Raw genomic sequence first — 25,821 nt, forward strand, 5'->3', positions numbered from 1 at the left:
GTAAAAAGCCACGTAATTACGGTAGAAAATTACTGCTTATAATTTTATTTTTTTGGAAAATTTCTGGATAATCTTCATCCATATCGTAATTGTCACTAAAGATCACGATGTCTTTTACTAATCATTCCTTTAAAAGGAATGGCGCGAGTGACGGGGCTCGAACCCGCGACCTCCGGCGTGACAGGCCGGCACTCTAACCAACTGAGCTACACCCGCGCATTGTTCCGATGCTTTCACTTGGGAACGATGCTCATGTATGCGGGAACGCAGCCAGCGTCAATCGTTTCTATGCGTAAGACCATAAAAAAATGAGATAATTTGAATTTAAGCCCGCCCTTGTGGATAAACATATGGTTTTTTGCTCGTGAAAAGGGAAAACCAAGGCAATATAAAAATTATAAATAGAAAGCGGCAGCTCAAATATGAGCGCCGCCCCCTTCAGAGATTCGTTTAGCGAACAGTTTCGCCGGTCTTTGGATCAATCTTAATCTCGACCTTCGCGCCATTTTTCATGAAATACTCGATTTCATAATAGCCACGATCATTCCAGTCGACTTCATCGATATATTGAACGTCCGCTTGCTGCTCGATCTTGGAAATAATTTCAGAGAGTTTTGCGCCTTCAGGAGCGGCTGCAAAAGCTGATGCGGATGTTGCTGTAAGAAGAATGGCGGCGATCATGGTGCGCATGTAGAACTCCTTTGATTGTTACAACCTGTAGGTAAGGCTACAAAATGTCTAATCAAGGAGTGGTATCGCCAGATACTTTATTGCCACGAGCCAAAATGTGTCTGCACAAAGCAGCCAAACACCAGAAATGCCAATATGGCGAGGGCGATCAAGAGTATTTTCATTTCATGATCATCCGCATTGTTCAGATCACATACAAGAAAACTGTATGTGATCTGAAATTGTCAGGTCGATCAATTAAAGGAAATGATTTCGATCAACGGTTACGATTGTCGACTGAAAATGCACCTGCACCTGTTGCTACGAGGGTGAGGAATACAAAGCAGAACAGAATGGATGCATCGCCGCCGTTTGCGACTGGGAAGAAGCTTTTTGGGGCGTGCGCCATGAAATAGGCGAATGCCATGTGGCCCGATAGAATGAAGGCAACAGGGCGCGTAAACCAGCCAAAGAAAATGAGCGCGCCGCCAATGATTTCCAGTAAGGCCGAGGCAAGCTGCAATGTCGAGAGGCTATCAGGGCCAGCAATTGGAAAGCTGAAAGCTTTCTGTGTGCCATGCTCGAAATAGAGAAGCGCAGTTACGATACGAAGAATGCCGATTGCGTAAGGCTGGTATTTGTTGAGCGAGCTGTTTTCTGCCACGAGTTTCTCCAAACATGAGATTTAAAGTCAATAAATCCATGAAGCCAAAAACAGCCATAAATGCAAGCATTTGCTAATGAAAAATGCCGTTGAATATCAGCGGCATCGTGTTTGTCCGAGTTTCACGTCAAACTGACGTGGACCAACCATTCCGTTTTTCATCGGCTTTGAGATGATTGTCGCTCTAAGCGAGCAGGGACCAGCAATCACCTGGTACTTGTCGTCATTTTGATAGATTACCTTGTCTATTGGGTATTGAGGTATAGCTTGGGCCGCTGCTTCAATAACGGCATTGAGCTCTTTTGCGCGTTGATAATTCGGAGCCAGTGCAGCCTCGGCAGCGCTTGCTGCTAAAAATAGTGAAACGGTGCCTAATACGAGTGCCAATCGATCCATACTAATCTCCGTCAAATATAATATTCAATAAAATGGAGCGGGTAGCGGTAATCGAACCCGCCCGTTGCATCGCAAAAGTATCATCATGATCGTCCAATAAGATAGAGAAATCTGGCTTCGATTTGCCCCGATGCACTGCAACAATGTTCGATCATTACGAACCGTAAGAAGATTTCATCGCGCGTCCCATTGATATCCCAAAATCGATCGCCATTTCCGGTGTTCAGTGAATTTGAATAAGCAATGGATAATACATGGCCTTAGCCCCACAGCGCCGAGCACTGCTGATCGTCAATCCGAAAGCCCGTAATGGCAAAGGGTTCAATGCTGAGATGCGCGCGATACTGGAGCGCGGTGGCATATCTCTTGTAGAAAAAACGGCCAAAGGAGATGAATCAGTATCCGATGTTATACGCGGCAACAGTGACGTTGATCTGGTTATCGTTGGCGGTGGTGATGGCACACTCAATGCTGCCGCCCAAGGGCTTATGGAAACGAAGCTGCCTTTGGCTATTTTGCCGCTAGGAACGGCCAATGACTTTGCGCGCACAATAGGGCTTCCAGCAGACCCGACAGAGGCGACACGGCAATTGCTGACGTATCAGCAACTGCCCATCGATCTGGGGGAGGTGAATGGCCATCTCTATTTCAATGTGGCGAGCATTGGTTTCAGTGCTGAACTGGCTCAAAAACTTAGCGCTGATGCAAAAAAGAAATGGGGCAAGCTCGGTTATGCGATTGCAGCCGCCAGAATTTTGGCGCGTTCGGAGCTTTTTACCGCCTATCTGGAACATGATGGAATAACCGAGCAGATAAAAACGCTTCAGGTCTCTGTCGGAAATGGCAAGTTTTACGGCGGCGGAATGGCCGTTGAAAAAGATGCGACCATTGATGATGGTAAGCTCGATTTCTACAGTCTCGAAGTCGATCACTGGTGGAAGCTATTGCGCTTATTGCCAAGCTTACGCCAGGGCACGCAATCAAAGTGGGATGATGTTCGCGCATTTCCGACAACAGAAGTCATCATTCGCACCAAAAAGCCACGGCCTGTTAATACGGATGGTGAGCTTTCCACTTGGACGCCTGCACATTTCAAGCTGCATCGCAAAGCGATTGATGCTTTTAGGCCCGCATAAAAAATGGCCCGCTCTGATAAGAACGGGCCTAAATCATGACGTTAGGTGACTGGCTCGGAGGTCATAAGAGCCGTATAAGTAACGGCTGAACTCCTCGATTGTTCCTTAATCAGAAGAAAAAGTACCAGATAAACAGCACTGCAATAAAAGGTACGCCGAGAAGCCATAGGATAAGTGCACGGAACATTTTTTCTCTCCTTCGTGTTGGAAAAACAACGTGGTAGAGGCGTTTTGGTTCCCTGGTGGATGCTATGAAAATTTATTAACCTTCATCGACTCAAGTGTCCGATTTGCAAATTCTTTAATGATCCGTCAATAATTCAGTGACATCACTATTTGCTCAAAGAGATTTTGACCTCCAGGTTGCTTAAAGAGTTGCGGGTGTGTGGCGTATGAGTTCGAATGGGTGGCAAAACCGGGATGAAAACGTGAGGCTATCGATCAAGCGTGAAAAACGCGGATCGACTGCTATGTTGACATTCGTGGCGCTCGCTCTTGCTTTGGCAGGCTGTGCAAGCGCTCCGCAGCCGAAGTCATCAAAGAAAAAACACCCCAAAGAATATTTCGCTGAATCCAAATATGGTGTCAAAGCCAGTCCGCGCGTGACGAATGTGCAGGGCAAGCCTCTGCCGCGTGGTGGCGGTCGTGACCAGACCGGTAAACCTTATCAGGTTAAAGGCCGCTGGTATTATCCAAAAGAGAACAAGAATTATGCTTCGCGAGGCCGCGCCTCTTGGTATGGCAGCGCTTTCCATGGACGCCTGACGGCAAATGGCGAAATCTACGATATGACGCATTTGACGGCGGCACATCCGACGATGCCGTTGCCAAGTTATGCGCGCGTTACCAATATGTACAACGGCAGCTCTGTCATTGTGCGTGTGAATGATCGTGGGCCATTTGAGCGTGATCGCGTGATTGATCTGTCACAGAAGGCTGCTGAAATGCTGGATTATCAGCATCACGGTACAGCCGATGTGAAGGTGGAATATGTAGGGCGTGCACCGCTGGACGGGCAGGATGACGCCTATCTGATGGCATCTTATAGTCCGGGCAATGGCGACCCGGTTGGTCAACCTGCAACGGGCGTGATGATGGCGATGAATGCGCCAACCCCGACACCTGCGGGTATCGCGGCAATGCCTGTTCCACAATCCTCTCCGTTCGAAGTAAATCCGGCATATGGTGATGGCGAAGCGCCTCTCTTACCGGCCAGCGTTCCAATTCCATCACCAAAACCGGCAATTGGTTTTGGTGTCGCCAATGCATCGCGGCTTGGAACTTTGGGCTATGCGTCCGACCGCATGACCGTTTCTGCATATGCGGAAGAAAAGACATATGGCAGCATTCTGACCGCTAGCGCTGTTTCGGATGCATGGAAGCGCAGAAATTCGGAAGAGCAGCGTGAATATGTTGAGCTTGGCGTGTTTAGCTCGCTTGAAGACGTCATGAAGCTTGAAAAATCGCTGCCGCGCTCTGCACGCGTTACTCGTATGAAAACGCCGACGGAAAATGGCGACATGTACGAGCTGACTGCCTTCTCACAAAAAGGCAACAATGACGATCTGCTACGCGCTGCTTGGAAGGCTGGAGCGACCGACGCCTTTGTCGTTCGTGCTGACTGAAATAAGCAAAAGCCGCGGCGCAAGCTTGTCAAAGCATGACAGGTGTATCATGGGGCGCTCTTCGATCAGCGTAAAGTTTGCAATGGCGGCGACTGTCGCTCTTGCATTGTCGTCTCCGGGCTATGCGCAGCCTGCTGAGGCTGCGTTTGCAACCAAAGCCCCGCAAGTTCTGTTGCTCGATGATAAAAGCGGTACGGTCCTCCTTTCTAAGAATCCAGACCTGAAAATTCCTCCTGCGTCGCTTGCTAAGCTGATGACGGCAGAAGTGGTTTTCGAGGCGCTTCAAAAAGGCGAAACAACGCTTGAGACGACCTATCCGGTAACGGAATATGCATGGCGCACGGGTGGCGCGCCTTCTGGCACCTCAACAATGTTTGCGGCCTTGAAGTCGACGCCAACTGTCGCTGACCTTCTGCAAGGTATGATCGTGCAGGCTGCAAATGACGGTGCCATCATTCTTGCTGAGGGAATTTCTGGTAACGAATCTGCATTTGCCGACAAAATGAATGCGCGTGCGAAAGAACTGGGGCTTAAAGGGTCGAATTTCGTGAATTCCACGGGATTACCCGCTGACGGACAGACGGTCACGTTGTCTGATCTCATAAAGCTTGCACGACACATCTACAGCGCACATCCTGAACGATATAAATATTACGCACAGGATGCGTTTACCTGGAACAAGATTTTCCAGCGCAATCGAAATCCACTTTTGCGACTTGATATTGGCGCGGACGGCATGGGTACTGGTTATACTGAAGCATCTGGCTATGCACTTGTTGGCTCCGCCGAGCAGAATGGCCGTAGGCTTTTTCTGGCCATGAGCGGTCTTACCAGCATCAAAGAACGCGAAGAAGAAGCTAAAAAGCTTATTCAGTGGGCCATGACGTCTTTTGATGCTGTCAATATTTATGCGGCTAATGAAGAGGTGAGCACGGCACAGGTGTTTGGCGGTGCTGCCTCAACTGTTCCGCTGAAAGTTAAAGATCACGTCGAGCTGCTTTTGCCAAAAGAAGGCCGTGATAAGCTTATAGCGCGCATCTCTTATGAAGGTCCGCTGAACGCACCGGTTGCAGCCGATACGCAAATTGGGACAATTGCCTTTGAACTGAACGGCAATGTGGTTCAGCAAATGCCGCTTTATACGGCGCAAGCCGTACCAGTCGGAACACTTTCTCAGCGCGCAATGGGTGCAGCACTCGAACTTTCCACTGGATGGCTGCGTAAGTATCTCTAAACGCTCGACCTTGCGCATAAAGGCCGTTAAACAGATTGAAGCCTAAATAGGCACTAACTCTTTTTGCGGAAGTCAGCTTGACCGGATTGTTCATTACATTCGAGGGTGGGGAAGGTGCTGGGAAATCGACCCAGATAGCCTTGCTGGCAGAACATCTGCGCACTCTTGGTCTTGATCCTCTGATAACGCGCGAACCGGGTGGTTCTGCGGGTGCCGAAGCTGTTCGTCATGTGATTCTGAGCGGCAATGCCGAAAGCTATGGCCCTGCGATGGAAGCATTGCTGTTCGCTGCTGCCCGCGCCGATCATGTTGATCAGCTGATCCGTCCGGCGCTTGCCAATAATCGTATCGTGCTTTGCGACCGCTTTATCGATTCGAGCCGCGCCTATCAGGGCGTAACTGGTAATCTCGATGCCATCTATATGTCAGCCATTGAACGCATTGCGATTGATGGCGCCATGCCTGATCTCACCATCATTCTCGATATTCCTGCCGAGAAGGGGCTGTCGCGAGCGAACAAGCGACGCGGGAGTGATGTGGCAGATCGTTTCGAGAAAGAAGCGATAGCGGTACATGAGGCACGCCGCCAAGCTTTTCTCGCTATCGCCAAAGCTGAGCCTGATCGCTGCAAGGTGATCAATGCTGATCGCGATCTAGACGCTATTTCCGCTGATATTATTGCTGTTACTGATGAAATTTTGAAGAAAAGGGGACTTCTATGATCGAAGAACTCGACGTCCCAAAAGCCCATGATTCAATCGAAGGCGTTCCAGAACCTTCGGCCAGCGATTATATGACAGGACATAGTGAAATAGCTTCGTTTCTTGCACAAGCTTATCGCGAAGGCCGTATGCATCATGCGCTGTTATTTGAGGGTGAGCAGGGCATTGGCAAAGCAACTCTAGCTTTCCATCTGGCAGGTCACATGCTTGCGCATGGTGATCATGCATCTGCGCCTGAAACCATTGAAACACCTGATTTCAGCAAGCCACTCTGGCGACAGATTGCAGGCGGTATGCATCCAGCGGTGCTGCACATCAACCGGCCTTTTGACCAAAAGACGGGTAAGTTCAAAACCGGCATTCCGGTCGAGGAAATTCGCCGCGTCACGCATTTTCTGACACGCACGGCATCGGACGGCGCATGGCGCATTGTCATAGTCGATCCGGCAGATGACATGAACCGCAATGCGGCCAATGCTCTGCTGAAGACGCTGGAAGAACCACCAGCACGCGCGATGTTTATTCTGATCTCGCATTCGTCAGGCAGACTTCTGCCGACCATCCGGTCGCGCTGCCAGAGCATCCAGTTCAAGCCGCTGACGGATGAGCCACTCACCGATGCATTGAGGCATATCGGGCCAAGCGTTGGCCTTGATGCGGGCAACATCACGCCAGCACTGCTGACGCGCGCAGAAGGCAGCGTTCGCAAAGCGCTGCTGCTCGTTGCGCATGGTGGACTGGAAATCTCGGATACGGTCGATGCTATCTTGCGGGGGCAGGCGTTTGATCTACCAAAAGCACAGACGCTTTCAAATGTTCTCAATGGTCGCGAGGCTGAAGTTCAATATGAATTGTTCCGCGATTATCTGATGAGCCTTATTGCAGATGAAGCGCGTCGCTATGCAGATTCGGGGCAAACGCGTGAAGCCGATCAGTGGTCGCGCTACTGGAGCGAGTTGACCCGCGAAATTACCAATGCCGAGACCTATAATCTCGACCGCAAGCAGGCCGTTATGATCCTTTTGGAAAAAACGCATCGCGCTTTTCGATCTGGCGTGCCTCCGCTTACGTGACATGCCGTCTGACTTGCGTTATGTCACCGCTAACGTTTTTTGAACATCACACTTGAAGAAGCCGGATTTTAGATGAGCCGCGAAAAATTCTATATCACCACTGCGATTGCTTACCCGAATGGCAAGCCGCATATCGGTCATGCTTATGAGTTGATTGCGACCGATGCTATGGCGCGTTTTCAGCGTCTGGATGGTAAGGATGTTCACTTCCTGACCGGCTCGGACGAACACGGCATCAAGATGTTGCAGAGCGCGCGCAAGGAGGGCATCACGCCCCGCGAACTCGCAGACCGCAATACGGCTGCTTTCCAGCGCATGGGCGAGTTTCTGAACAGCTCACACGACGATTATATCCGTACCTCAGAAGAGCGTCATTACAAGGCCAGCCAAGCAATCTGGCAGGCAATGTCAGCCAGTGGCGACATTTATAAGGGCGGTTATGCCGGCTGGTATTCGGTTCGCGACGAAGCCTATTACGGCGAAGAAGAAACCGAAGTCCGTGCCGACAATCTTCGCTATGGTCCACAGGGAACAGTTGTCGAATGGGTTGAAGAAGAAAGCTATTTCTTCCGCCTGTCGGATTATCAAGACAGGTTGCTTGCGCTTTATGAAAACAATCCCGGCTTTATCATGCCTGCAGAGCGTCGCAACGAAATCGTTAGCTTCGTAAAATCTGGCCTGAAGGATCTGTCGATTTCGCGCACGACATTCGACTGGGGCATTCCGGTTCCCGGCGATGAAAAGCACGTCATGTATGTGTGGGTCGATGCGCTGACCAACTACATCACAGCGCTCGGTTACCCTGATACGACTGACGAAAAATGGGCTTACTGGCCAGCCGATGCACATATCATCGGTAAAGATATTTCGCGTTTCCATGCGGTTTACTGGCCTGCATTCCTGATGTCGGCAGGCATTCCGCTGCCAAAGCGCGTGTTTGCGCATGGCTTCCTGTTCAACCGCGGTGAAAAAATGTCGAAATCTCTCGGCAACGTCATTGATCCGTTTGAACTGGTTGAGCGCTATGGTCTGGATCAGCTGCGCTATTTCCTAATGCGCGAAGTGCCGTTCGGTCAGGATGGCAGCTACAGCCACGACGCCATCGTCAACCGCACCAATGCTGATCTTGCCAATGATCTTGGCAATCTCGCACAGCGTTCTCTGTCGATGATTGCAAAGAACTGTGAAGGCAAGGTTCCAGTTCCGGGCGCGTTCTCGGATGCCGACAAGGCCATTCTCGATCAGGCCGATGCAGCACTGGAAACCGCACGTAAGGCCGTTGGCGATCAGGCATTGCATATCGCACTTGGCAGCATTTTTGCCGTTGTGGCCGAAGCGAACCGTTACTTTGCAGGGCAGGAGCCTTGGGCGCTGCGCAAGACCGATCTGGAACGCATGGGCACGGTGCTTTATGTAACGGCAGAAGTGATCCGTCGCGTCGGTATTATGGTGCAGCCGTTTATTCCGCAGTCGGCAGAGAAGCTGCTCGATATTCTGGCAATTCCGGCAGATCAGCGTCAGTTTTCTGACGTGAGCGCGCATCCACTTGTTGGCGGTGCAGAACTGCCAGCGCCACAGCCGGTTTTCCCGCGCTATGTGGAACCAGAAGAGCAGAACTGAGCCGAATATGCTTGTCGATAGTCACTGCCATCTCGATTTTGCGGATTTCGAGCCAGAGCGCGATGCGATTGTGCAACGCGCGCTTGATGCTGACATCAAACGCATGGTCACGATTTCAACGCGTGTGCGCAAGTTCGATACGATCCTCGCACTCACCGAGAAATACGAAAGCGTTTATTGTTCGGTTGGCACCCATCCGAACAATGCGCATGAAGAACTCGACGTCACCGCTGACGATCTTGTGAAGCTGGCAGAGCACCCGAAAGTCGTCGCCATTGGCGAGGCGGGCCTTGATTATCATTATGATTATGCGCCGCAGGAAGCTCAGCGTCAGGGCTTTCTCGTGCATATCGAAGCTGCCCGCCGCACACAATTGCCGCTTGTGATCCATGCGCGCAGTGCTGATCAGGATATGGTCGATATTCTGGAGGCTGAGATGGCTAAGGGTGCATTTCCCTTCATCCTGCATTGCTTCTCATCAGGCAAAGCATTGGCTGAAAAGGGCGTAGAGCTTGGCGGTTATGTGTCGTTCTCCGGCATTCTGACCTTTAAGAACTCTGCTGATATTCGCGAAATAGCCCAGATTGTTCCTCGTGATCGTCTGCTGGTAGAAACTGATGCGCCTTATCTCGCGCCGATGCCGCATCGTGGACAGCGCAACGAGCCATCATTCGTGCAGCACACGGCAGCGGTGCTGGCGGAAACCATTGGCGTAAGCCGCGATGAAATCGCGGACATTACCAGCGAAAACGTGTTCCGGCTTTTCTCCAAAATGCCAAAGCCGATTGAGGGATAGTGATCGTGGGTTCTCCTCGCAATTGCCTGCGGTTTACAATTCTCGGGTGCGGTTCATCCCCGGGAACGCCGCGCATCAACGGCGATTGGGGCAATTGCGATCCACAAAATCCGAAGAACAAGCGCCGCCGTGCTTCTCTTCTCGTCGAGCGGTTTGATGAAGCTGGAAACAATACAGTCGTTGTAATCGATACAGGCCCGGATTTCCGCGCCCAGATGATCGATGCTAATGTGCGTTCGCTTGATGCTGCCGTTTACACGCATCCTCATGCCGACCATATTCACGGCATTGATGACTTGCGCACCTATGTCGTTGAAAACAAGCGACTGATGGATGTTTACGCCAACCGTCTGACGCGCAACCGTCTTTTCGAGGCTTTCGGCTATTGTTTCGAGACACCCGCGGGATCGAACTATCCGCCGATCTTGTCTATGCATGATATTATGGCTGAAACACCATTCTCGATCACTGGTGCGGGTGGACCGATCCGCTTTGAGCCATTCAGCCAAGTGCATGGCGATATTGAATCGCTCGGCTTCCGTATTTGCAATGTCGTTTACTGCACCGATGTCAGTGCGTTCCCTGATGAGAGCCATAAATATATCCGCCATGCGGATGTGCTGATTATCGACGCTCTGCAATATCGTCCGCATCCAAGCCATTTCTCACTGGAGCAGGCGCTGGAATGGATTGAGTTTTTCGGTCCGAAACGCGCAATCCTGACGCATATGCATGTGCCGCTCGATTACGACACGGTCATGCGTGAGACGCCTGATCATGTCGAACCCGGCTATGATGGGTTAAGCTTTGAAGTTCCCATGACATAAAAAAAAGGCCCGTTGCGGGCCTTTTTCTTTGCGTTTTGAGCTTGATTAAGCGACCGAACCCTTAACCGGGAACTGCATAACATTGCTTTCCTCAACTTCTTCTTCGTCAGCTTTTGCAGACTTGTCTTCAAGTTGCAGACCGCCAGCGCGAAGCAGGTCGGAGAAGCGTCCACCGCGTGCAGCTAGTTCATCGAAGCTACCACGTTCGACCAAATGCCCCTTGTCCATGAACAGGACGATATCAGCAGAGCGGACAGTCGACAAACGGTGCGCAATGATAAAGGTCGTGCGGTTATGACTCAGATCATCAACAGCCTGCTTCACCTTTTCTTCGGTCTCAACGTCGAGCGCACTGGTCGCTTCGTCAAGCACGAGGATTGGCGAATCTTTCAGGATCGCGCGGGCAATCGCCAGACGCTGACGCTCACCACCAGAGAGCTGCGAACCGCGTTCACCGACAACCGTGTCGTAACCATTGCCCTTGGCGAGAATGAAATCATGGGCGGCAGCAGCCTTGGCAGCAGCATGAACCATGTCGGAAGAAGCATCTTCATTACCGACGCGAATATTTTCTTCTACCGAGCGGTTGAACAGGCCTGCATCCTGAAACACCGTCGCAATAGCATGACGCAGCGAACGACGGCTGATGGTCCGTGTATCAGTGCCATCGATCAGAATGCGACCAGCTGCCGGATCAAATACGCGCTGAAGAATATTGATCAGCGTGGTCTTGCCCGCACCTGTTGGGCCAACAATAGCGACAGTCTGACCGGGCTTTACTTCAAACGATACGTCATAGACGCCCTGACCCGAATTTGGGAACTCGAAGGTCACATTGTCGAAAACAATATCGCCCTTAACATTTTCAATGTCTGTCGCGCCCTGCGGTTCCTGACGTTCAGCGGTCGCATCTTCCATCTCGAAGAATTCTTCGAGCTTTGCACGCGCTGTTACTGTCTGGTTGATAAAGGCGCTGATCTGGTCAAGACGACCGATCATAAGCTGTGCAAAGCCGATAAAGGCAATCACATCACCCACGCGCATCTGACCTTTGGTCACAAAATATGCACCGAGCAGCAGCACAATCACCATCGATAGTGTCGAAGCCATGCGGTTCAAACCGCTGGCAAGCGCCCACCAATTAAGAACTGGAAACTGCACGTTTTCGAGGTTCTTAGCATATTCACGTAGCGACTTTGTTTCCGAAGAAATGCGGTTATAGCTCTGCACGACGGAAACGTTGCTGATTGTATCGCTCACATGCTCAAACAGCTTGTGGTGATGCTTTTCAACCGCTGCCTGACCGTCTTTGGTCTTGCGCATGACGAGCTGGCCGATCATCACATAAATGACGCCGAGTACGATCAGCACCATGGACATGCGCATATCCATGGTCATCGCGACGGGAACAAGCGCAACGAGAGCCACAACAGTGGTCAGGTGCTGGCGCATGAATTCGAGCCAGAGCGTAAAGAGCGAGTCAGTTGCACGGATCAGCGTGTGCAGAGCATTCGATGTACCGCGCTTCTGATGCCATGACAACGGCATGGTGATGATGCGCTCATAGGAATCGATCATCACGCCAAGACGGCGACGATGGGCGAGGCGGTCAGCCCCACGCGCCACAAAAACCGCTGCAATGATGTTAAACCCACCAAGAGCTGCCCACATGGCGAGCTGCGTAACAATATCGCCCTTATCGGAGATAGCCTGAATAACCTGACCGAAAAGGATCGGCTCGGCCAGCATGACAAGGGCAACCAATACGCTTGCAATACACATGGTGATCGTTGCAGCTTTCTCCGCCGCAAGATATTCCATGGCACGCCAGTAGATTTTGAGCAATGACACCTTAGCACTCCCGCTCGTTCTATTTCAGAGGACTACATGGTGCAGTCGCCCTATTCTATCAATATGCAATGATGGCAAGAAGTGGCGAATAGGTGACAAGGTTGACCATAAATTAAAAACAGATGTAACCGAGCGTGAAGATTGTGGATCGCTTTTGTGACAATCGCACATACTTTTATGCCTAGTAATCCGGCGTTGGCACGTCTATTGACAGTCATAAAAGAGCGGCACGCAAGGCTTGTGCCCCAAAAAAGTATCGATCGGGTTTTTCCATGGCAGGTATTGAACAAAAAATAGTGGCTACAGACGAGGCGGGCATGCGTCTCGATCGCTGGTTTAAAGTCCATTTGCCGGGATTGGCTTTCGGTCACCTGCAAAAGCTGCTGCGTTCCGGGCAGGTCCGCGTTGATGGCGGTCGTGCAAAGTCAGACACACGCTTGCAAGCCGGCCAGTCAGTCCGTATTCCGCCCATTGGTGTAGAAGAAACACCAACTGGTCCAATGACGGCTCGCACCATCCGCAGTCAGGATGACGGTGACGTTCTCAAACAGATGCTGATCTATGAGGACGAGAAGGTCTATGTTTTCAACAAGCCTGCCAGTCTGGCAGTGCAAGGCGGTTCTGGCCTCGTTCGCCATGTTGATGGCATGCTGGAAGCATGGCGCAATAAGCGTGGTGAAAAGCCGCGTCTGGTTCATCGTATCGACCGCGATACGTCGGGTTGTCTTGTTGTTGCAAAAACACGCGGTGCCGCGCAGGCTTTGACGGCCTCTTTTCGCGAGCGCACTACCAAGAAGACATACTGGGCCCTGGTGAAAGGTGTTCCGCGCAAGCGCGAAGACAAAATTTCAACCTGGCTTGTGAAAGAGCAGACACCTGATGGTGACAAGATGCGTGTTTGCCAGCATGGTGAGCCGGATTCTGATCACGCAGTATCTTATTATAGGATCATCGAAAAAAGTGGTAATAGCCTGACATGGCTTGAGATGGAGCCATATACCGGCCGTACCCACCAGCTTCGCGTTCATGCGGCCCATATTGGTAATCCGATCCTTGGCGATCCGAAATATTTTGAAGCTGACGACAACTGGGATTTCCCCGGCGGTATTCAGCGAAAGCTGCATTTGCATGCACGCCGTATCCGTATTCCCAATCCGGCTGGCGGCATCATTGACGTCACAGCACCACTGCCGCCGCACATGGTGCAAACGTGGAACCTGCTTGGATTCGACGAGACTGAAACGGAAGATTAAAAATGTCAGGCATGGCGGGAGGGGCGACTCAAGGTCGTGCTGCATTTGATGGGGTAGCCATCGCGCTTGTCATGTTCATCATGTTCACATGGGGGCTTAATCAGGTTGCCATCAAGATAGGCAATCGCGGTTTTAATCCCATGCTTATGGCAGCCGGACGCTCTGCGTTGGGCGGACTTTGTGTCTTCCTTTGGTGTTATTGGAAGCACATTCCGCTTTTCAGGCGCGACGGAACATTAAAGCCCGGCATTCTGGCTGGGCTTTTGTTCGGTGTTGAGTTTGTTCTGATCTTTTTGGCGATGGAACTGACCAGCGTTGGTCGCGTCGCGCTTTTGATGAATGTTATGCCGTTTTGGGTGGCAATTGGCAGTCATTTTCTGTTGGGCGAACGCATGTCGATGCGCGCCTTTATCGGCATGTGTGTGGCATTCTTCGGTGTCGTCATCGTGTTTGCTGACAATAGCAGCAGACCCGGACCTTACGCGCTCTATGGTGATATCTTGGCTTTGATATCCGGCGTGTTATGGGGCTTGACAACGATTGTTATCAAACGCTCGAAGCTGGCACTCGCTGTCCCTGAAAAGATATTGCTCTACCAGTTGGCGGTTGCCGCACTGGTGCCTTTGCCGTTTATGTCGCTGAGTGGGCCGTTAATCCGCGAGCCTGATATGCTTTCGGTCTTGTCATTTCTGTTTCAGTCAATGTTCGTAGTTGCGGTCACATATCCTTTGTGGTTCTGGATGGTTCGCCGCTATCCGGTTTCCAAATTGTCGAACTTTGCATTTCTCACACCCGCTTTCGGTGTGCTGCTGAGTGGCTTGCTGCTCAATGAGCAAATGGGCTGGAAAATCTTTGCAGCGCTGGCTCTGATCGGACTTGGGCTCATTATTATCAACCGACCAGCAAAAGCCGGAGCAGCTTCATGAAACTCGTTCTCTTTGATTGCGACGGCACGCTTGTCGATAGTGGCGACACTATCCATCATTGTATGGCTGCAAGTTTTGAAGATGCTGGACTGACGCCGCCGGAAATTGAGCAGACCCATTCGATCATCGGTCTTTCATTGCCGATTGCCATTGCACAATTGCTTGGTCGCGAAGTTGATGAACAGGTGCATTGGCTAACACAGCGTTACAAAGAAAATTTTGTAAAATATCGTCAGAACCCTGATTTTGCAGAGCCACTTTATGACGGTATTCTGCCACTTCTGAATGAACTTGGCGGTCGCGATGATCTGTTACTGGGCATAGTCACAGGCAAGTCGCAGCGTGGCGTGCGTTCGATTTTTGAACGTCATGGCATCGGCCATCATTTCGTGACCGTACGCACGGCCGATGATTGTCCGTCCAAACCGCATCCGGCTATGGTGCTTGAATCCTGCGCTGAAATAGGGATAGAACCAGAGCGAACCATCGTGATTGGCGATGCGATTTACGATATGCAAATGGCCCGTTCAGCGGGTGCGCGTGCCGCGGGTGTTTCGTGGGGCTATCATAAGCCTGACGCACTGAAAGATGCAGGCGCCCATCATGTTATGAACAAGCCCGAAGAGCTCCATGCGATTTTGCATGAAATGGATGCCTTCGCATCCTGACCGACAACAATTGGACATATAATATGCGCGACACACTGAGCGATCCCCAAGCCGAAATGCCAATCTCGCAAACTGACCCGGTAAAGCGCTCACAAGAACTGATGCGCACACCTTTGCCAAAGCGTTTTTATGAAAAGGCAGAAGTCGCTGAAACTGAGGGTGGTTTCACCGTGCATCTGGACGGTCGCCCGGTTAAAACGCCAGCGCGTGCTGTTTTGCTTTTACCAACAGCACAAGCCGCTGAAATCATCGCCGAAGAATTTCGTGCGCAGGTAGAAGTGATCGACCCTTCCAAAATGCCTGCAACACGGTTGGTGAACACCGCAATCGACGGCATTGCGCAAGACCCGCAGGCTGTGTTTGAAGATATTCTGCGTTTCGCAGGCACGGATATGATCTGCTATCGCGCCGCAAGCCCGAAAGAACTGGTTGCTCGCCAGACAGAGCAATGGGATCCGCTGATTGATTGGGCGGAGAGCCTTGGCGCTCGTTTTGCGCTAGCCGAAGGCGTGATGCATGTCGAACAGTCTCGCGAAGCGATCTCAGCTTTCGGTGTTCATCTGACCGAATTCAAAAATCCAATAGCGCTTGCTTCGCTCCACACCATGACAACGCTGACTGGCTCATCGTTGATCGCGCTTGCAATTGCTAAGGGCGAAATCTCTGTTGAAGACGGCTGGAAGCGTGCACATCTTGATGAAGACTGGACGGTCGAGCATTGGGGTGAAGACGCTGAGGCACAGGCGCGCCGCAAGACGCGTCACGGTGAAATGCTGGTTGCAGATCGCGTGCTCAAAGCGCTCTAGTTATTATTCATCTAATAAGCATAATAGATTGATAGAAATAGAAAACCCGGCTTTCGCCGGGTTTTCTTTCGCGTGCATTTTGCACGTCGTTCCCCTCGGTAACTGTCTTAACCGATGCAGGTCGTTTCCGACCTGCTCTAGTGGTTAAACCGAGTAGTACATGTCGAACTCGACTGGATGCGGCGTTGTTTCATAACGCAGCACTTCAGCCATTTTGAGTTCGATGAAGCTATCGATCTGATCGTCTTCAAACACGCCGCCAGCCTTGAGGAACTCGCGATCCTTGTCGAGCGACTGCAGGGCTTCACGAAGCGAACCGCAAACAGTCGGGATCTTCTTGAGTTCCTTTGCAGGCAGATCGTAAAGATCCTTGTCCATTGCCTGACCTGGATGGATCTTGTTCTTGATGCCATCAAGACCAGCCATCAGCAGCGCTGAGAAGCAGAGATATGGATTTGCTGATGGATCCGGGAAGCGAACTTCAAGACGCTTCGACTTCGGCGACGAGCCGAAAGGAATGCGGCAGGAAGCCGAACGGTTGCGAGCCGAGTAAGCCAGCAGAACTGGAGCTTCATAACCCGGAACCAGACGCTTGTAGGAGTTGGTCGATGGGTTTGTGAATGCGTTCACAGCCTTGGCGTGCTTGATAACGCCGCCGATGAAGAACAGGCAGTTTTCCGACAGACCAGCATATTCATTGCCAGCGAAAGTTGGCTTGCCATCTTTCCAGATCGAGAAGTGAACATGCATACCCGAGCCGTTGTCACCGAAAATTGGCTTTGGCATGAAGGTTGCGGTTTTGCCATAGGCATTAGCAACCTGATGCACGACATATTTCTGGATCTGCATCTTGTCGGCATTGCGTACCAGCGTGTCGAATTTCGTGCCCAGTTCGTGCTGTGCGGAGGCGACTTCGTGGTGATGCTTTTCAACGGTGATGCCCATTTCCGTCAGAACGGTGAGCATTTCTGAGCGCATGTCCTGAAGACTGTCCACTGGTGGAACCGGGAAATAGCCACCCTTAACACGTGGACGATGACCCATATTGCCGGTTTCGTAATCGGTATCGTCGTTCGACGGCAGTTCGGTCGAGTCGAGCTTGAAGCCGGTGTTGAATGGATCAACCTTGAACTTCACATCATCGAAGACGAAGAATTCAGCTTCGGGGCCAACATAAACGGTGTCGCCGATGTTGAGCGACTTCATGTAGGCTTCGGCCTTCTTTGCAGTCGTGCGTGGATCGCGGCCATAAGCTTCACCCGAAATCGGATCAAGAATGTCGCAGAGAATGACCAGCGTGGACTGCGCGAAGAATGGATCAATGTGCGCGGTTTCTGGATCTGGCATCAGAACCATGTCGGATTCGTTGATGGCCTTCCAGCCGCCAATCGAAGAGCCGTCAAACATAACGCCGTCTTCAAACATTTCTTCGTCGACGAGGCCAACATCCATCGTGACGTGATGCAGCTTGCCCTTAGGGTCTGTGAAGCGGAGGTCGACAAACTTGACGTCGTTGTCTTTGATCTGTTTCAGAATGTCATTGGCAGTCGTCATTTTGGTATCCTGTTTGCACGGCGGTGTTCGGTAGACTTGGGTCGATAGACTTCGGTCGTCAGTTTGATTTCGTTAAATCGCGTCCACGCCGGATTCGCCGGTACGGATACGAATAACTTCTTCGATATTGGAAACGAAAATCTTACCGTCGCCAATACGGCCTGTCTGGGCCGCTTTGCGAATAGCTTCAATAGCGCCATCAACGGTTTCGTCGGCGACGATGACTTCGACTTTCACCTTGGGAAGAAAATCGACGACATACTCCGCACCGCGATAAAGTTCAGTATGGCCTTTCTGACGGCCGAAACCCTTGGCTTCAATGACCGTAATACCCTGCAAACCGACTTCCTGAAGAGCTTCCTTCACTTCATCGAGTTTGAAAGGTTTAATAATGGCTTCGATCTTTTTCATCAGAGAATTGTCTCCGCTCTTGTTCGGAAATGGACATTGTGCCCGTTTCGCTGAAATAGAAGCATGAACTGTGCCAACTCAATTTTTATTGGTCGACTTTTTTAAATCCTGCGCCGTTTTGGGAGATTTTTCCCAAATTTCTGCATATAAGCCGTTAGGAAATAGGCTTTAGGTAAGGCTAGCGCATTTTTAAAAATTGCAAGAGTTCAACTTCTTTGCCGCAGACTGGCATTATTATTAGCATCTGCACAAGCTGCGCTGCGTGAAAGATTTTTAATACGGTTTCGATCTCGTTATCGGTGATTAAAAAATAGACATTATGCAGTAAATTTCATCAGACTTGCGCAAAGTCATTTGCCGCGTAATTAATCACATTCATCGTAGAGGAGAATAGCGGCCATGTTTGAACTGCTAACGCCGGAGCAAATGTCACGTGCAGATGCGATGACAGTTAATAGCGGTACGCGTGATGGTTTTTCTCTTATGCTTGCTGCTGGCCATGCCGTTGCCGAGTTGGCTCGGAATATGTTTCCCGCACAAGGACCAATCGCAATTCTATGCGGACCGGGAAACAATGGCGGTGACGGTTATGTAGCGGCGCAATTTCTTGCCGAGGCTGGGCGCGATGTCATCTGTTTTGGCACGAAACAGCCAGCTCAAGGAAGCGATGCCATGCGCGCGCTGCTTTTTTATAAGGGCGAAGTTCGTCGTTTAAGCGCGTTGGTGCCAGAAGATTTCGTCGGTATTGTCGATGCACTTTATGGTGCGGGGCTGTCGCGTCGCGTAGATGGCGTTGAGGCGCGTGTTATTGAAACCGTCAATTCGTCGGATGTTCCAGTTCTCTCAGTCGATTTGCCGAGCGGGATTTCAGGTTTAAACGGGCAGGTACTTGGTACTGCCGTCAACGCACGCGCAACCGTGACCTTCTTTCGCAAAAAGCCTGGGCATCTTTTGCAGCCCGGGCGAGCGTATTGCGGTGTGGTGCACGTAGCAGACATTGGCATTTTAGATAGTGTGCTCGAAAAGATTGCGCCAAATACATTTGAAAACGCGCCTGAACTTTGGCGCAAGCAATTGCCCGCACTTTCAATCAACGCGCATAAATATAGTCGTGGTCACGCCGTTGTTTTTTCTGGCCCAGCACATTCAACCGGAGCAGCGCGGCTCTCCGCAATGGCTGCTGCACGGAGTGGTGCAGGGGCGGTTACCCTTCTATCGCCACCTGACGCGGTTGCAACAAATGCGGCTCATCTGACGAGCATAATGGTGCGCGAGACGCGCAGCATCAAAGATGTCGAAGCGTTTTTGATTGATCGTAAGGTTGCGGCCTGCGTTCTCGGCCCGGGATATGGCAGCGCTGCTTTTGCCCGTGACCATGCTTTGATGTTGCTGTCAGCCGCCAATAATCGCGCAGAACATTTAAAGGGATTGGTAGTTGATGCGGACGGCATAACCGCTTTCGAGGATAAGCGAGACCAGCTTTTCAATGCGAAACGCAGTGTTCATACGGCGCTCGTACTTACTCCGCATGAAGGCGAGTTTCGGCGATTATTTCCTGATATCGCTGCCGATAACGAAACATCAAAGCCAGATAGGGCACGCCAAGCAGCCAACCGTGCCAATGCTGTGGTGATTTATAAGGGACCAGATACAGTCATCGCAGCACCGGATGGGCGCGCCGCGATCAATGCTAATGGCACGCCACTCTTGGCGACTGCCGGATCAGGGGATGTGCTTGCTGGCATCATATGCGGATTGCTCTCACAGGGAATGCCAGCTTTCGAAGCTGCATGTGCTGCTGTCTGGGTGCATGCCGATGCTGCACGTCGCTTCGGCCATGGCCTTATTGCCGACGACTTACCGCTACAATTGCCTGCTGTCTGGAGCGCTCTCGAACGATCAGCGTCCTGAAATGCGGCTGTTGCCGCTACCGACGTCGACGGTGACACTGCCGGAAACCGACACATCAGTATTTCCGACACGGAAGTTTTTCCACGTTCCGCCTTGCTGATTATCAGGCTCGGGAGCAGGCGGTGGCGCTGATACAATCGGCGTTTGCGGCTTCACTCCGGGTAGGCCAGTTGGCCTCGGTTCATTTGCAAAAGCAAATGCTGATATTGTTGTCGAGAAAACAGCGGTAAGCATAAGTATTCTCTTCATAATAATACTCCCTTACACTTTATCTGCAACGGCTTCTAAAAGCTGATCCGCCATTTCGAGCGTAAACTCATCGTAATGCGAGATCACACGGCTCGGTTCATAATGCTGAACTGGCAGGTCAGTATAGCCAAAATCGACCGCCACGACAGGAATGCCTGCTGCCTTGGCCGTATCAATATCAGTACGGCTATCACCAACCATAATAGCGAGATCGCGATTGCCGCATGCAAGAGCGATGGTTTCCGTCAAATGACGAGGATCAGGCTTGCGGAATGCAAATGTATCCGCGCCGCAAATGGCAGCGAAACGATGCGCTTCACCCATTGCCTTCAGCAGCTTTACTGCCAGCGCTTCAAACTTATTGGTACAAACTGCCAGCGTATAGCCATTAGCAGTGAAGCGATCCATGGCTTCTAGCACGCCCGGATAGAATGATGAATGACCCGGCATATGCGCACTATAATGCTCGCGAAACTCTTCAACGAGTTCATCAAGCTTTACATCATCGACTTGTTTTTGCTGCGCTGCAAAAGCACGCTCAATCATGACGCGTCCACCTTGACCGACAAAGCGGCGAAGTGCGTCATTATCTGCTGTCTTCAAACCGGAAATTGACAGGCAATGATTTAAGCTATCCAGAAGGTCCGGTGCAGTTTCAACCAACGTTCCGTCGAGATCGAACACAATGATTGGTTTGGAATTGGCAGCGGACATAATGTTTCCTTCTGGAATTGATCTTCTCATTGCTAGTATGGCGAACCCGAAATTCGTATCGCTTTGAAGCAGTTCTCGGAGCGAATTTCGGGTTCTAAGCCATACTAGTAACTTTTGAATCTAGTGTGGTTTACGGATTTGAAGTTCCTAAACGTGAATGCAATACAAATGATAGGAACTTCAAATCCACCACACAAGTTGATCTTTCAGATAGGCTCAAGTTTGTGTCTTCTCAAGACAAAGCTGAAACAAGAGTTCATCGCAAAAATAACGATAAATTGTATTGAGAGCTTTGTTGCGTTGCGCACCCATGCTAGAGGCGTTGCCGGAGGCGGATTAAGAATCCGCGGGAAACTCAGGAACTCTAGCATGGATGAAGCACGCAAGCTGAAAATCGCCGCCGCTGCCGAGGCACTCACGCATGTCAAAGACGGAATGCGTTTGGGAATTGGAACTGGCTCTACCGCAGAAGAATTTGTGCGTCTGCTGGCGGAAAAGGTGAAGAGCGGTTTTAAGGTTATTGGTGTGCCAACATCTGAGCGCACCGCAGAACTCTGTGCGGAACTTGGTATTGCGCTGACGACGCTTGAAGAAACGCCACATCTTGATCTGACCATTGACGGCGCTGATGAAGTTGATCCGAACCTCTCGGTTATCAAGGGCGGCGGCGGTGCTTTGCTTCGCGAGAAAATAGTAGCGACTGCATCTGATTCGATGATCGTTATTGCCGACGGATCGAAAGTCGTTGAAACACTCGGCCGTTTTCCTCTGCCAATCGAAGTCAATCGCTTTGGCCTTAAAGCGACTTTGCTCGGTATTGAGGCCGCTGCATCGCAATGCGGTCTTGCAGGTCCGCTCGTCCTGCGGTTAAAAGATGGCGCACCATTTGTAACGGATGGTGGACATTATATCGTGGATGCATCTTTTGGCCGCATTCCCGATCCAAAGATTCTCTCTGACGCTCTCTTCGCCATACCGGGTGTTGTTGAGCACGGACTTTTTATCGGACTGGCACGCGCCGCAATCATCGCTGGCGCTGACGGTATCCGAACCATGAACCGGTCTTGAGTGGCCGACACGAATTGTTTGAACGGAGTACCGACCATATGATCCCGGCAACTGGCTTCCGCCGTCTGATTGCACCGTTTTCTGCACTTGTCCTGATGTCAGGCATCCATGCGGCATCTGCGCAGGAAATTTCTGCATCGCATCTTGATGCTGCCCGCGCGGCAATCGCTTCGATTCAGGCAACTGAACAGTTCGACGAAATCCTGCCAAGCGCTGCACGCGCTCTCAAGGGTGAGCTGATCCAGAAGGATCCAAACCTTGAAGCCCTCATCACCAAGACCGTTGATGACAAGGCTATTGCTTTGGCTGCACGCCGCGCTGATCTCGAAACCGAATCTGCTCGCGCTTATGCGAATGCGTTCAGCGAAGACGAACTCAAGGCAATCGCTGCGTTCTATACATCTGATGCAGGCAAGAAGCTTCTTGCGGAAGGCCCAATCGTAACCCGTGAAGTCGTGAAAGCTGCAAATATCTGGCAGAACGGCATTGCGCGCGATCTGGCGACCTCTGTCGCAGAAGTTCTCGCAGCACAGGCTGGCGCTACCGCTGCTCCTGAGCAGCCAGCGCAGTAATTCCTAACAATCACGTAGAATTTAAAAGCCCGGCGACTTGGCCGGGCTTTTTCTTTTGCTTACATATATCTCACGCATCAGATTTGAATGGAGAGTCCCATGGCCGGTTATGATTATGATCTTTTTGTTATCGGCGGTGGCTCGGGCGGTGTACGGGCAGGGCGACTTGCCGGTGCCCTGGGCAAAAAGGTTGGTCTGGCCGAGGAATATCGCATGGGCGGAACCTGCGTTATTCGTGGCTGTGTTCCTAAAAAGCTTTTCGTATACGCCTCCCAATTTCCAGAGCATTTTGAAGATGCAGCTGGCTATGGCTGGGATGTCGGCAAATCAAACTTTGACTGGACCAAGCTTATTGAAGCCAAAGACAAAGAAATTGACCGGCTTGAAGGCCTTTATCGCAAGGGTCTGGAAAATTCGAAGGTCGAGATTTTTGCAAGCCGTGCAGAGCTTATCGACGCACACACGATTGAACTCAAAGCCGATGGTCGTCGCGTAACTGCGGATCAGATTCTGATTGCTACCGGTGGCCATGCCAGCGTGCACGAATCTTTACCGGGCGCGGAATATTGCATCACCTCAAATGAAGCCTTTCATCTTGAAGAACTGCCAAAAGCCATCGTGATCGCTGGCGGCGGCTATATTGCTGTTGAGTTTGCCAATATTTTCCATGGTCTTGGCGTTGAAACCACAATTGTTTATCGCGGCAAGGAAATCCTGTCGCGCTTCGATCATGATCTGCGTCATCTGCTGCATGAAACCATGGAAGCCAAAGGTATCCGCATCATTTGCGGCGCGGTGTTCGAGAGGGTTGAAAAACAGGCTGATGGCGAGCTGAAAGTTTCGCTGACCAATGGTGAAACGCTGAATGTCGGCCAGGTGATGATGGCCATTGGCCGCAAGCCAAACACCAAAGGCCTTGGTCTCGAAAAAGCTGGCGTTAAAACAGACGCGCTTGGCGCGATCGAAGTTGATGATTATTCGCGCACAAGCGTTTCAAACATCTGGGCCGTGGGTGATGTCATCAACCGCGTTCAGCTAACACCTGTAGCGATTCATGAAGCCATGTGCTTCCTAGAAACAGCCTTCAAGAACAATCCGACCAAGCCTGATCACGACCTGATCGCTACGGCAGTTTTCTCGCAGCCTGAAATCGGCACCGTTGGCTTGCCAGAAGATGAAGCTGCCAAGAAATATCCTGAACTGGAAATCTATCGCGCACTTTTCCGCCCGATGAAGAACACGCTTTCGGGCCGCAATGAAAAGATGCTGATGAAGCTCATCGTGGATGCTGAAAGCCGTAAGGTCGTCGGCGCGCATATTATGGGGCCAGATGCAGGTGAAATGGCACAGTTGCTGGGTATTTCACTGAAAGCCGGCGCAACGAAAGACGACTTTGATCGCACCATGGCCGTGCATCCGACAGCAGCTGAAGAGCTGGTGACGATGTATAAGCCGACCTACCGCGTTGTGAACGGCAAGAAGGTCGAGAGCTGAACTTTCGTATCCTTCCAATCCTGTTAACGATTCTTGCTGGTATAAAGTGAGCGTCTGCATTATATCAACGCGATCACGCGTGCTGGTTTGCGTGCACAGACATTAAATTGTCTTGCTCAAGCGCATTCCAGCTTTCGTGCAAGGAGGAATAAATCCGAGAGAAATCGCGCGGATAATTAAACAGGTGTGAAATGACGAAGAACTGGACCCCGAATTCCTGGAGAAACAAACCGATCAAGCAAGTGCCGTTTTATCCAGACGCACAGGCTTTGACCGATGTTGAGGCTCGCCTTCGTACCTATCCACCGCTCGTTTTTGCAGGCGAAGCACGCAAGCTGAAAACACAGCTCGCAGCCGTTGCCGAAGGAAAAGCATTTCTGCTTCAGGGCGGCGATTGTGCGGAAAGTTTTGCTGAACATGGCGCGGATAATATTCGCGACTTTTTCCGCGTCTTTTTGCAGATGGCCGTTGTTTTGACTTTTGGTGCTTCGAAGCCGGTTGTTAAGGTTGGTCGTATTGCTGGTCAGTTCGCCAAGCCGCGTTCGTCCGATATGGAAACACTCAATGGCATTGAGTTGCCTTCATACCGTGGTGACATCATCAACGGCATCGATTTCGATGCGGCTTCGCGTATCCCTGATCCGCAGCGCCAAGATATGGCCTACCGCCAGTCTGCCGCTACGCTGAACCTGCTGCGTGCATTCGCGCAGGGCGGTTATGCGAACCTTGAGAACGTGCATCAGTGGATGCTCGGCTTTGTTGGCAAAAGCCCGCAGGCAGAGCGCTACGCAGCTCTCGCACAGCGTATTTCGGAAACCATGCACTTTATGCGTGCTATCGGGATTACTTCCGACAGCAATCACGCGCTGCGTGAAACCGATTTCTACACCAGTCATGAAGCCTTGCTGCTTGGCTATGAAGAAGCGCTGACACGCGTCGACTCGACCTCTGGCGACTGGTACGGCACTTCAGGTCACATGATCTGGATTGGCGACCGCACACGTCAGGCCGATCATGCGCATATCGAATATTGCCGTGGCATCAAGAACCCGCTCGGTCTGAAATGTGGTCCATCGTTGCAGCCGGATGATCTCATCCGTCTGATCGATCTTCTCAATCCTGAAAACGAAGCTGGTCGTCTGACGCTGATTGCTCGTTTCGGTTACGACAAGGTCGGCGATCATCTGCCACAGCTCATCCGTGCAGTTGAACGTGAAGGCCGTAAGGTCGTCTGGTCTTGTGATCCGATGCATGGCAACACGATCACTGCTGGCGGCTACAAGACGCGTCCGTTCGACCGTATCCTCAAGGAAGTGGAATCTTTCTTCGCGATCCATCGCGCCGAAGGTTCGCATCCGGGCGGTATCCATGTTGAAATGACCGGCAAGAACGTGACCGAATGCACGGGCGGCGCTCGAGCCATTTCGGCGGAAGATCTGCACGATCGTTACCACACGCATTGTGATCCACGCCTCAACGCCGATCAGGCGCTTGAGCTGGCATTCCTTCTTGCAGAGCTGCTCAAGAAGGAACGCGATGCCGGGACAGAAAAGCAGGCTGTTAACGGCTGATTGGGTAATCC

General features: G+C 51.3%; 25 protein-coding genes and 1 tRNA gene. 17 read left to right on the forward strand and 9 right to left on the reverse strand.

Going from position 1 to position 25,821, the window contains the following annotated elements:
* Positions 1-139: 139 nt before the first annotated feature.
* From ACOZHT_RS11370 to ACOZHT_RS11385, 4 genes are all read right to left on the reverse strand, one after another.
* Positions 140-216, reverse strand: a tRNA-Asp gene (locus tag ACOZHT_RS11370).
* 234 nt (positions 217-450) lie between these two features.
* Positions 451-690, reverse strand: a complete 240-nt coding sequence (locus ACOZHT_RS11375) for a PepSY domain-containing protein (RefSeq protein ID WP_310010152.1) — start codon at positions 688-690, stop codon at positions 451-453.
* 256 nt (positions 691-946) lie between these two features.
* Positions 947-1,333 (reverse strand): DoxX family protein, encoded by a 387-nt coding sequence (locus ACOZHT_RS11380; protein WP_421565774.1) that lies wholly within the window; start codon positions 1,331-1,333, stop codon positions 947-949.
* A gap of 96 nt (positions 1,334-1,429) precedes the next feature.
* Entirely contained in the window at positions 1,430-1,729 is a 300-nt protein-coding gene (locus tag ACOZHT_RS11385) for a hypothetical protein (protein WP_421565775.1), read from the reverse strand.
* A 254-nt stretch (positions 1,730-1,983) separates the two neighbouring features.
* On the opposite strand from ACOZHT_RS11385, the gene ACOZHT_RS11390 reads away from it, so the two are divergent.
* The 8 genes from ACOZHT_RS11390 (at position 1,984) to ACOZHT_RS11425 (ending at position 10,762) form a co-directional block, all read left to right on the forward strand.
* Positions 1,984-2,865, forward strand: a complete 882-nt coding sequence (locus ACOZHT_RS11390) for a lipid kinase (RefSeq protein ID WP_421565776.1) — start codon at positions 1,984-1,986, stop codon at positions 2,863-2,865.
* A gap of 392 nt (positions 2,866-3,257) precedes the next feature.
* Entirely contained in the window at positions 3,258-4,490 is a 1,233-nt protein-coding gene (locus ACOZHT_RS11395) for a septal ring lytic transglycosylase RlpA family protein (protein WP_421565777.1), read from the forward strand.
* 49 nt (positions 4,491-4,539) lie between these two features.
* Positions 4,540-5,724, forward strand: a complete 1,185-nt coding sequence (locus tag ACOZHT_RS11400; RefSeq protein ID WP_421565863.1) for a D-alanyl-D-alanine carboxypeptidase family protein — start codon at positions 4,540-4,542, stop codon at positions 5,722-5,724.
* A gap of 77 nt (positions 5,725-5,801) precedes the next feature.
* The gene (tmk, locus tag ACOZHT_RS11405; RefSeq protein WP_339508720.1) at positions 5,802-6,446 is read left to right on the forward strand and encodes a dTMP kinase; all 645 of its coding nucleotides are present in this window, start codon (positions 5,802-5,804) and stop codon (positions 6,444-6,446) included.
* A complete protein-coding gene (locus tag ACOZHT_RS11410; RefSeq protein ID WP_339508721.1) occupies positions 6,443-7,519 on the forward strand; it encodes a DNA polymerase III subunit delta' in 1,077 nt (358 codons plus the stop codon). Before tmk ends, ACOZHT_RS11410 begins: the two co-directional genes overlap by 4 nt.
* Before the next feature lie 72 nt (positions 7,520-7,591).
* On the forward strand, positions 7,592-9,139 hold the full coding sequence (metG, locus tag ACOZHT_RS11415) for a methionine--tRNA ligase (protein WP_421565778.1): 1,548 nt from the start codon (positions 7,592-7,594) through the stop codon (positions 9,137-9,139).
* Between the two features lie 7 nt (positions 9,140-9,146).
* Complete coding sequence (locus ACOZHT_RS11420) at positions 9,147-9,935, forward strand: TatD family hydrolase (protein WP_339508723.1); 789 nt, start codon at positions 9,147-9,149, stop codon at positions 9,933-9,935.
* A gap of 5 nt (positions 9,936-9,940) precedes the next feature.
* A complete protein-coding gene (locus ACOZHT_RS11425) occupies positions 9,941-10,762 on the forward strand; it encodes an MBL fold metallo-hydrolase (protein ID WP_421565779.1) in 822 nt (273 codons plus the stop codon).
* Between the two features lie 45 nt (positions 10,763-10,807).
* Here the strand turns inward: ACOZHT_RS11425 and ACOZHT_RS11430 are convergent, their stop codons facing one another.
* Entirely contained in the window at positions 10,808-12,613 is a 1,806-nt protein-coding gene (locus tag ACOZHT_RS11430) for a glucan ABC transporter ATP-binding protein/ permease (RefSeq protein ID WP_339508725.1), read from the reverse strand.
* Positions 12,614-12,885: 272 nt separating this feature from the next.
* On the opposite strand from ACOZHT_RS11430, the gene ACOZHT_RS11435 reads away from it, so the two are divergent.
* The 4 genes from ACOZHT_RS11435 to ACOZHT_RS11450 are packed head-to-tail and all read left to right on the forward strand — an operon-like array spanning position 12,886 to position 16,266.
* Positions 12,886-13,866, forward strand: a complete 981-nt coding sequence (locus tag ACOZHT_RS11435) for an RluA family pseudouridine synthase (protein WP_421565780.1) — start codon at positions 12,886-12,888, stop codon at positions 13,864-13,866.
* Positions 13,867-13,868: 2 nt separating this feature from the next.
* The gene (locus tag ACOZHT_RS11440) at positions 13,869-14,792 is read left to right on the forward strand and encodes a DMT family transporter (RefSeq protein ID WP_339508727.1); all 924 of its coding nucleotides are present in this window, start codon (positions 13,869-13,871) and stop codon (positions 14,790-14,792) included.
* The gene (locus ACOZHT_RS11445; protein WP_421565781.1) at positions 14,789-15,460 is read left to right on the forward strand and encodes an HAD-IA family hydrolase; all 672 of its coding nucleotides are present in this window, start codon (positions 14,789-14,791) and stop codon (positions 15,458-15,460) included. The genes ACOZHT_RS11440 and ACOZHT_RS11445 overlap by 4 nt, the downstream gene beginning before the upstream one ends.
* Positions 15,461-15,483: 23 nt before the next feature.
* Entirely contained in the window at positions 15,484-16,266 is a 783-nt protein-coding gene (locus tag ACOZHT_RS11450; RefSeq protein ID WP_339508729.1) for an ATP12 family chaperone protein, read from the forward strand.
* Between the two features lie 144 nt (positions 16,267-16,410).
* Here the strand turns inward: ACOZHT_RS11450 and glnA are convergent, their stop codons facing one another.
* Both glnA and ACOZHT_RS11460 read right to left on the reverse strand, forming a co-directional pair.
* A complete protein-coding gene (gene glnA / locus ACOZHT_RS11455; RefSeq protein WP_339508730.1) occupies positions 16,411-17,820 on the reverse strand; it encodes a type I glutamate--ammonia ligase in 1,410 nt (469 codons plus the stop codon).
* Positions 17,821-17,892: 72 nt separating this feature from the next.
* Positions 17,893-18,231 (reverse strand): P-II family nitrogen regulator, encoded by a 339-nt coding sequence (locus ACOZHT_RS11460; RefSeq protein ID WP_007874909.1) that lies wholly within the window; start codon positions 18,229-18,231, stop codon positions 17,893-17,895.
* A 399-nt stretch (positions 18,232-18,630) separates the two neighbouring features.
* On the opposite strand from ACOZHT_RS11460, the gene ACOZHT_RS11465 reads away from it, so the two are divergent.
* Positions 18,631-20,142 carry an NAD(P)H-hydrate dehydratase gene (locus tag ACOZHT_RS11465; RefSeq protein ID WP_339508731.1) on the forward strand — a complete coding sequence of 504 codons (1,512 nt, stop codon included), beginning with the start codon at positions 18,631-18,633 and terminating at the stop codon, positions 20,140-20,142.
* Here the strand turns inward: ACOZHT_RS11465 and ACOZHT_RS11470 are convergent.
* Both ACOZHT_RS11470 and ACOZHT_RS11475 read right to left on the reverse strand, forming a co-directional pair.
* Positions 20,131-20,391, reverse strand: coding sequence for a hypothetical protein (locus ACOZHT_RS11470; protein ID WP_339508732.1), 261 nt, complete (start codon positions 20,389-20,391; stop codon positions 20,131-20,133). The genes ACOZHT_RS11465 and ACOZHT_RS11470 overlap by 12 nt on opposite strands.
* 12 nt (positions 20,392-20,403) lie before the next feature.
* Positions 20,404-21,105 carry an HAD family hydrolase gene (locus ACOZHT_RS11475; protein WP_339508733.1) on the reverse strand — a complete coding sequence of 234 codons (702 nt, stop codon included), beginning with the start codon at positions 21,103-21,105 and terminating at the stop codon, positions 20,404-20,406.
* 369 nt (positions 21,106-21,474) lie between these two features.
* On the opposite strand from ACOZHT_RS11475, the gene rpiA reads away from it, so the two are divergent.
* The 4 genes from rpiA to ACOZHT_RS11495 all read left to right on the forward strand — a co-directional run bounded on the left by rpiA (position 21,475) and on the right by ACOZHT_RS11495 (position 25,810).
* On the forward strand, positions 21,475-22,173 hold the full coding sequence (gene rpiA / locus ACOZHT_RS11480; protein WP_339508734.1) for a ribose-5-phosphate isomerase RpiA: 699 nt from the start codon (positions 21,475-21,477) through the stop codon (positions 22,171-22,173).
* Positions 22,174-22,211: 38 nt separating this feature from the next.
* A complete protein-coding gene (locus tag ACOZHT_RS11485) occupies positions 22,212-22,745 on the forward strand; it encodes a DUF2059 domain-containing protein (protein WP_339508735.1) in 534 nt (177 codons plus the stop codon).
* Between the two features lie 99 nt (positions 22,746-22,844).
* Entirely contained in the window at positions 22,845-24,239 is a 1,395-nt protein-coding gene (gor, locus tag ACOZHT_RS11490) for a glutathione-disulfide reductase (RefSeq protein ID WP_421565782.1), read from the forward strand.
* 191 nt (positions 24,240-24,430) lie between these two features.
* Positions 24,431-25,810, forward strand: coding sequence for a class II 3-deoxy-7-phosphoheptulonate synthase (locus ACOZHT_RS11495; RefSeq protein ID WP_339508737.1), 1,380 nt, complete (start codon positions 24,431-24,433; stop codon positions 25,808-25,810).
* The last annotated feature ends 11 nt before the right edge of the window (positions 25,811-25,821 follow it).

The sequence above is a fragment of the Ochrobactrum sp. EDr1-4 genome, from assembly GCF_049199085.1.
Lineage (GTDB): Bacteria > Pseudomonadota > Alphaproteobacteria > Rhizobiales > Rhizobiaceae > Brucella.

Coding starts and splice junctions, on each gene's coding strand:
- ACOZHT_RS11440 (WP_339508727.1), top strand. CDS start 13,869: ATGTCAGGCATGGCGGGAGGGGCGACTCAAGGTCGTGCTGCATTTGAT.
- ACOZHT_RS11435 (WP_421565780.1), top strand. CDS start 12,886: ATGGCAGGTATTGAACAAAAAATAGTGGCTACAGACGAGGCGGGCATG.
- gor (WP_421565782.1), top strand. CDS start 22,845: ATGGCCGGTTATGATTATGATCTTTTTGTTATCGGCGGTGGCTCGGGC.
- ACOZHT_RS11460 (WP_007874909.1), bottom strand. CDS start 18,231: ATGAAAAAGATCGAAGCCATTATTAAACCTTTCAAACTCGATGAAGTG.
- ACOZHT_RS11385 (WP_421565775.1), bottom strand. CDS start 1,729: ATGGATCGATTGGCACTCGTATTAGGCACCGTTTCACTATTTTTAGCA.
- ACOZHT_RS11375 (WP_310010152.1), bottom strand. CDS start 690: ATGCGCACCATGATCGCCGCCATTCTTCTTACAGCAACATCCGCATCA.
- ACOZHT_RS11400 (WP_421565863.1), top strand. CDS start 4,540: ATGGGGCGCTCTTCGATCAGCGTAAAGTTTGCAATGGCGGCGACTGTC.
- ACOZHT_RS11420 (WP_339508723.1), top strand. CDS start 9,147: ATGCTTGTCGATAGTCACTGCCATCTCGATTTTGCGGATTTCGAGCCA.
- metG (WP_421565778.1), top strand. CDS start 7,592: ATGAGCCGCGAAAAATTCTATATCACCACTGCGATTGCTTACCCGAAT.
- ACOZHT_RS11410 (WP_339508721.1), top strand. CDS start 6,443: ATGATCGAAGAACTCGACGTCCCAAAAGCCCATGATTCAATCGAAGGC.
- ACOZHT_RS11450 (WP_339508729.1), top strand. CDS start 15,484: ATGCGCGACACACTGAGCGATCCCCAAGCCGAAATGCCAATCTCGCAA.
- ACOZHT_RS11395 (WP_421565777.1), top strand. CDS start 3,258: ATGAGTTCGAATGGGTGGCAAAACCGGGATGAAAACGTGAGGCTATCG.
- rpiA (WP_339508734.1), top strand. CDS start 21,475: ATGGATGAAGCACGCAAGCTGAAAATCGCCGCCGCTGCCGAGGCACTC.
- ACOZHT_RS11475 (WP_339508733.1), bottom strand. CDS start 21,105: ATGTCCGCTGCCAATTCCAAACCAATCATTGTGTTCGATCTCGACGGA.
- ACOZHT_RS11495 (WP_339508737.1), top strand. CDS start 24,431: ATGACGAAGAACTGGACCCCGAATTCCTGGAGAAACAAACCGATCAAG.
- ACOZHT_RS11485 (WP_339508735.1), top strand. CDS start 22,212: ATGATCCCGGCAACTGGCTTCCGCCGTCTGATTGCACCGTTTTCTGCA.
- ACOZHT_RS11465 (WP_339508731.1), top strand. CDS start 18,631: ATGTTTGAACTGCTAACGCCGGAGCAAATGTCACGTGCAGATGCGATG.
- ACOZHT_RS11470 (WP_339508732.1), bottom strand. CDS start 20,391: ATGAAGAGAATACTTATGCTTACCGCTGTTTTCTCGACAACAATATCA.
- ACOZHT_RS11445 (WP_421565781.1), top strand. CDS start 14,789: ATGAAACTCGTTCTCTTTGATTGCGACGGCACGCTTGTCGATAGTGGC.
- ACOZHT_RS11390 (WP_421565776.1), top strand. CDS start 1,984: ATGGCCTTAGCCCCACAGCGCCGAGCACTGCTGATCGTCAATCCGAAA.
- glnA (WP_339508730.1), bottom strand. CDS start 17,820: ATGACGACTGCCAATGACATTCTGAAACAGATCAAAGACAACGACGTC.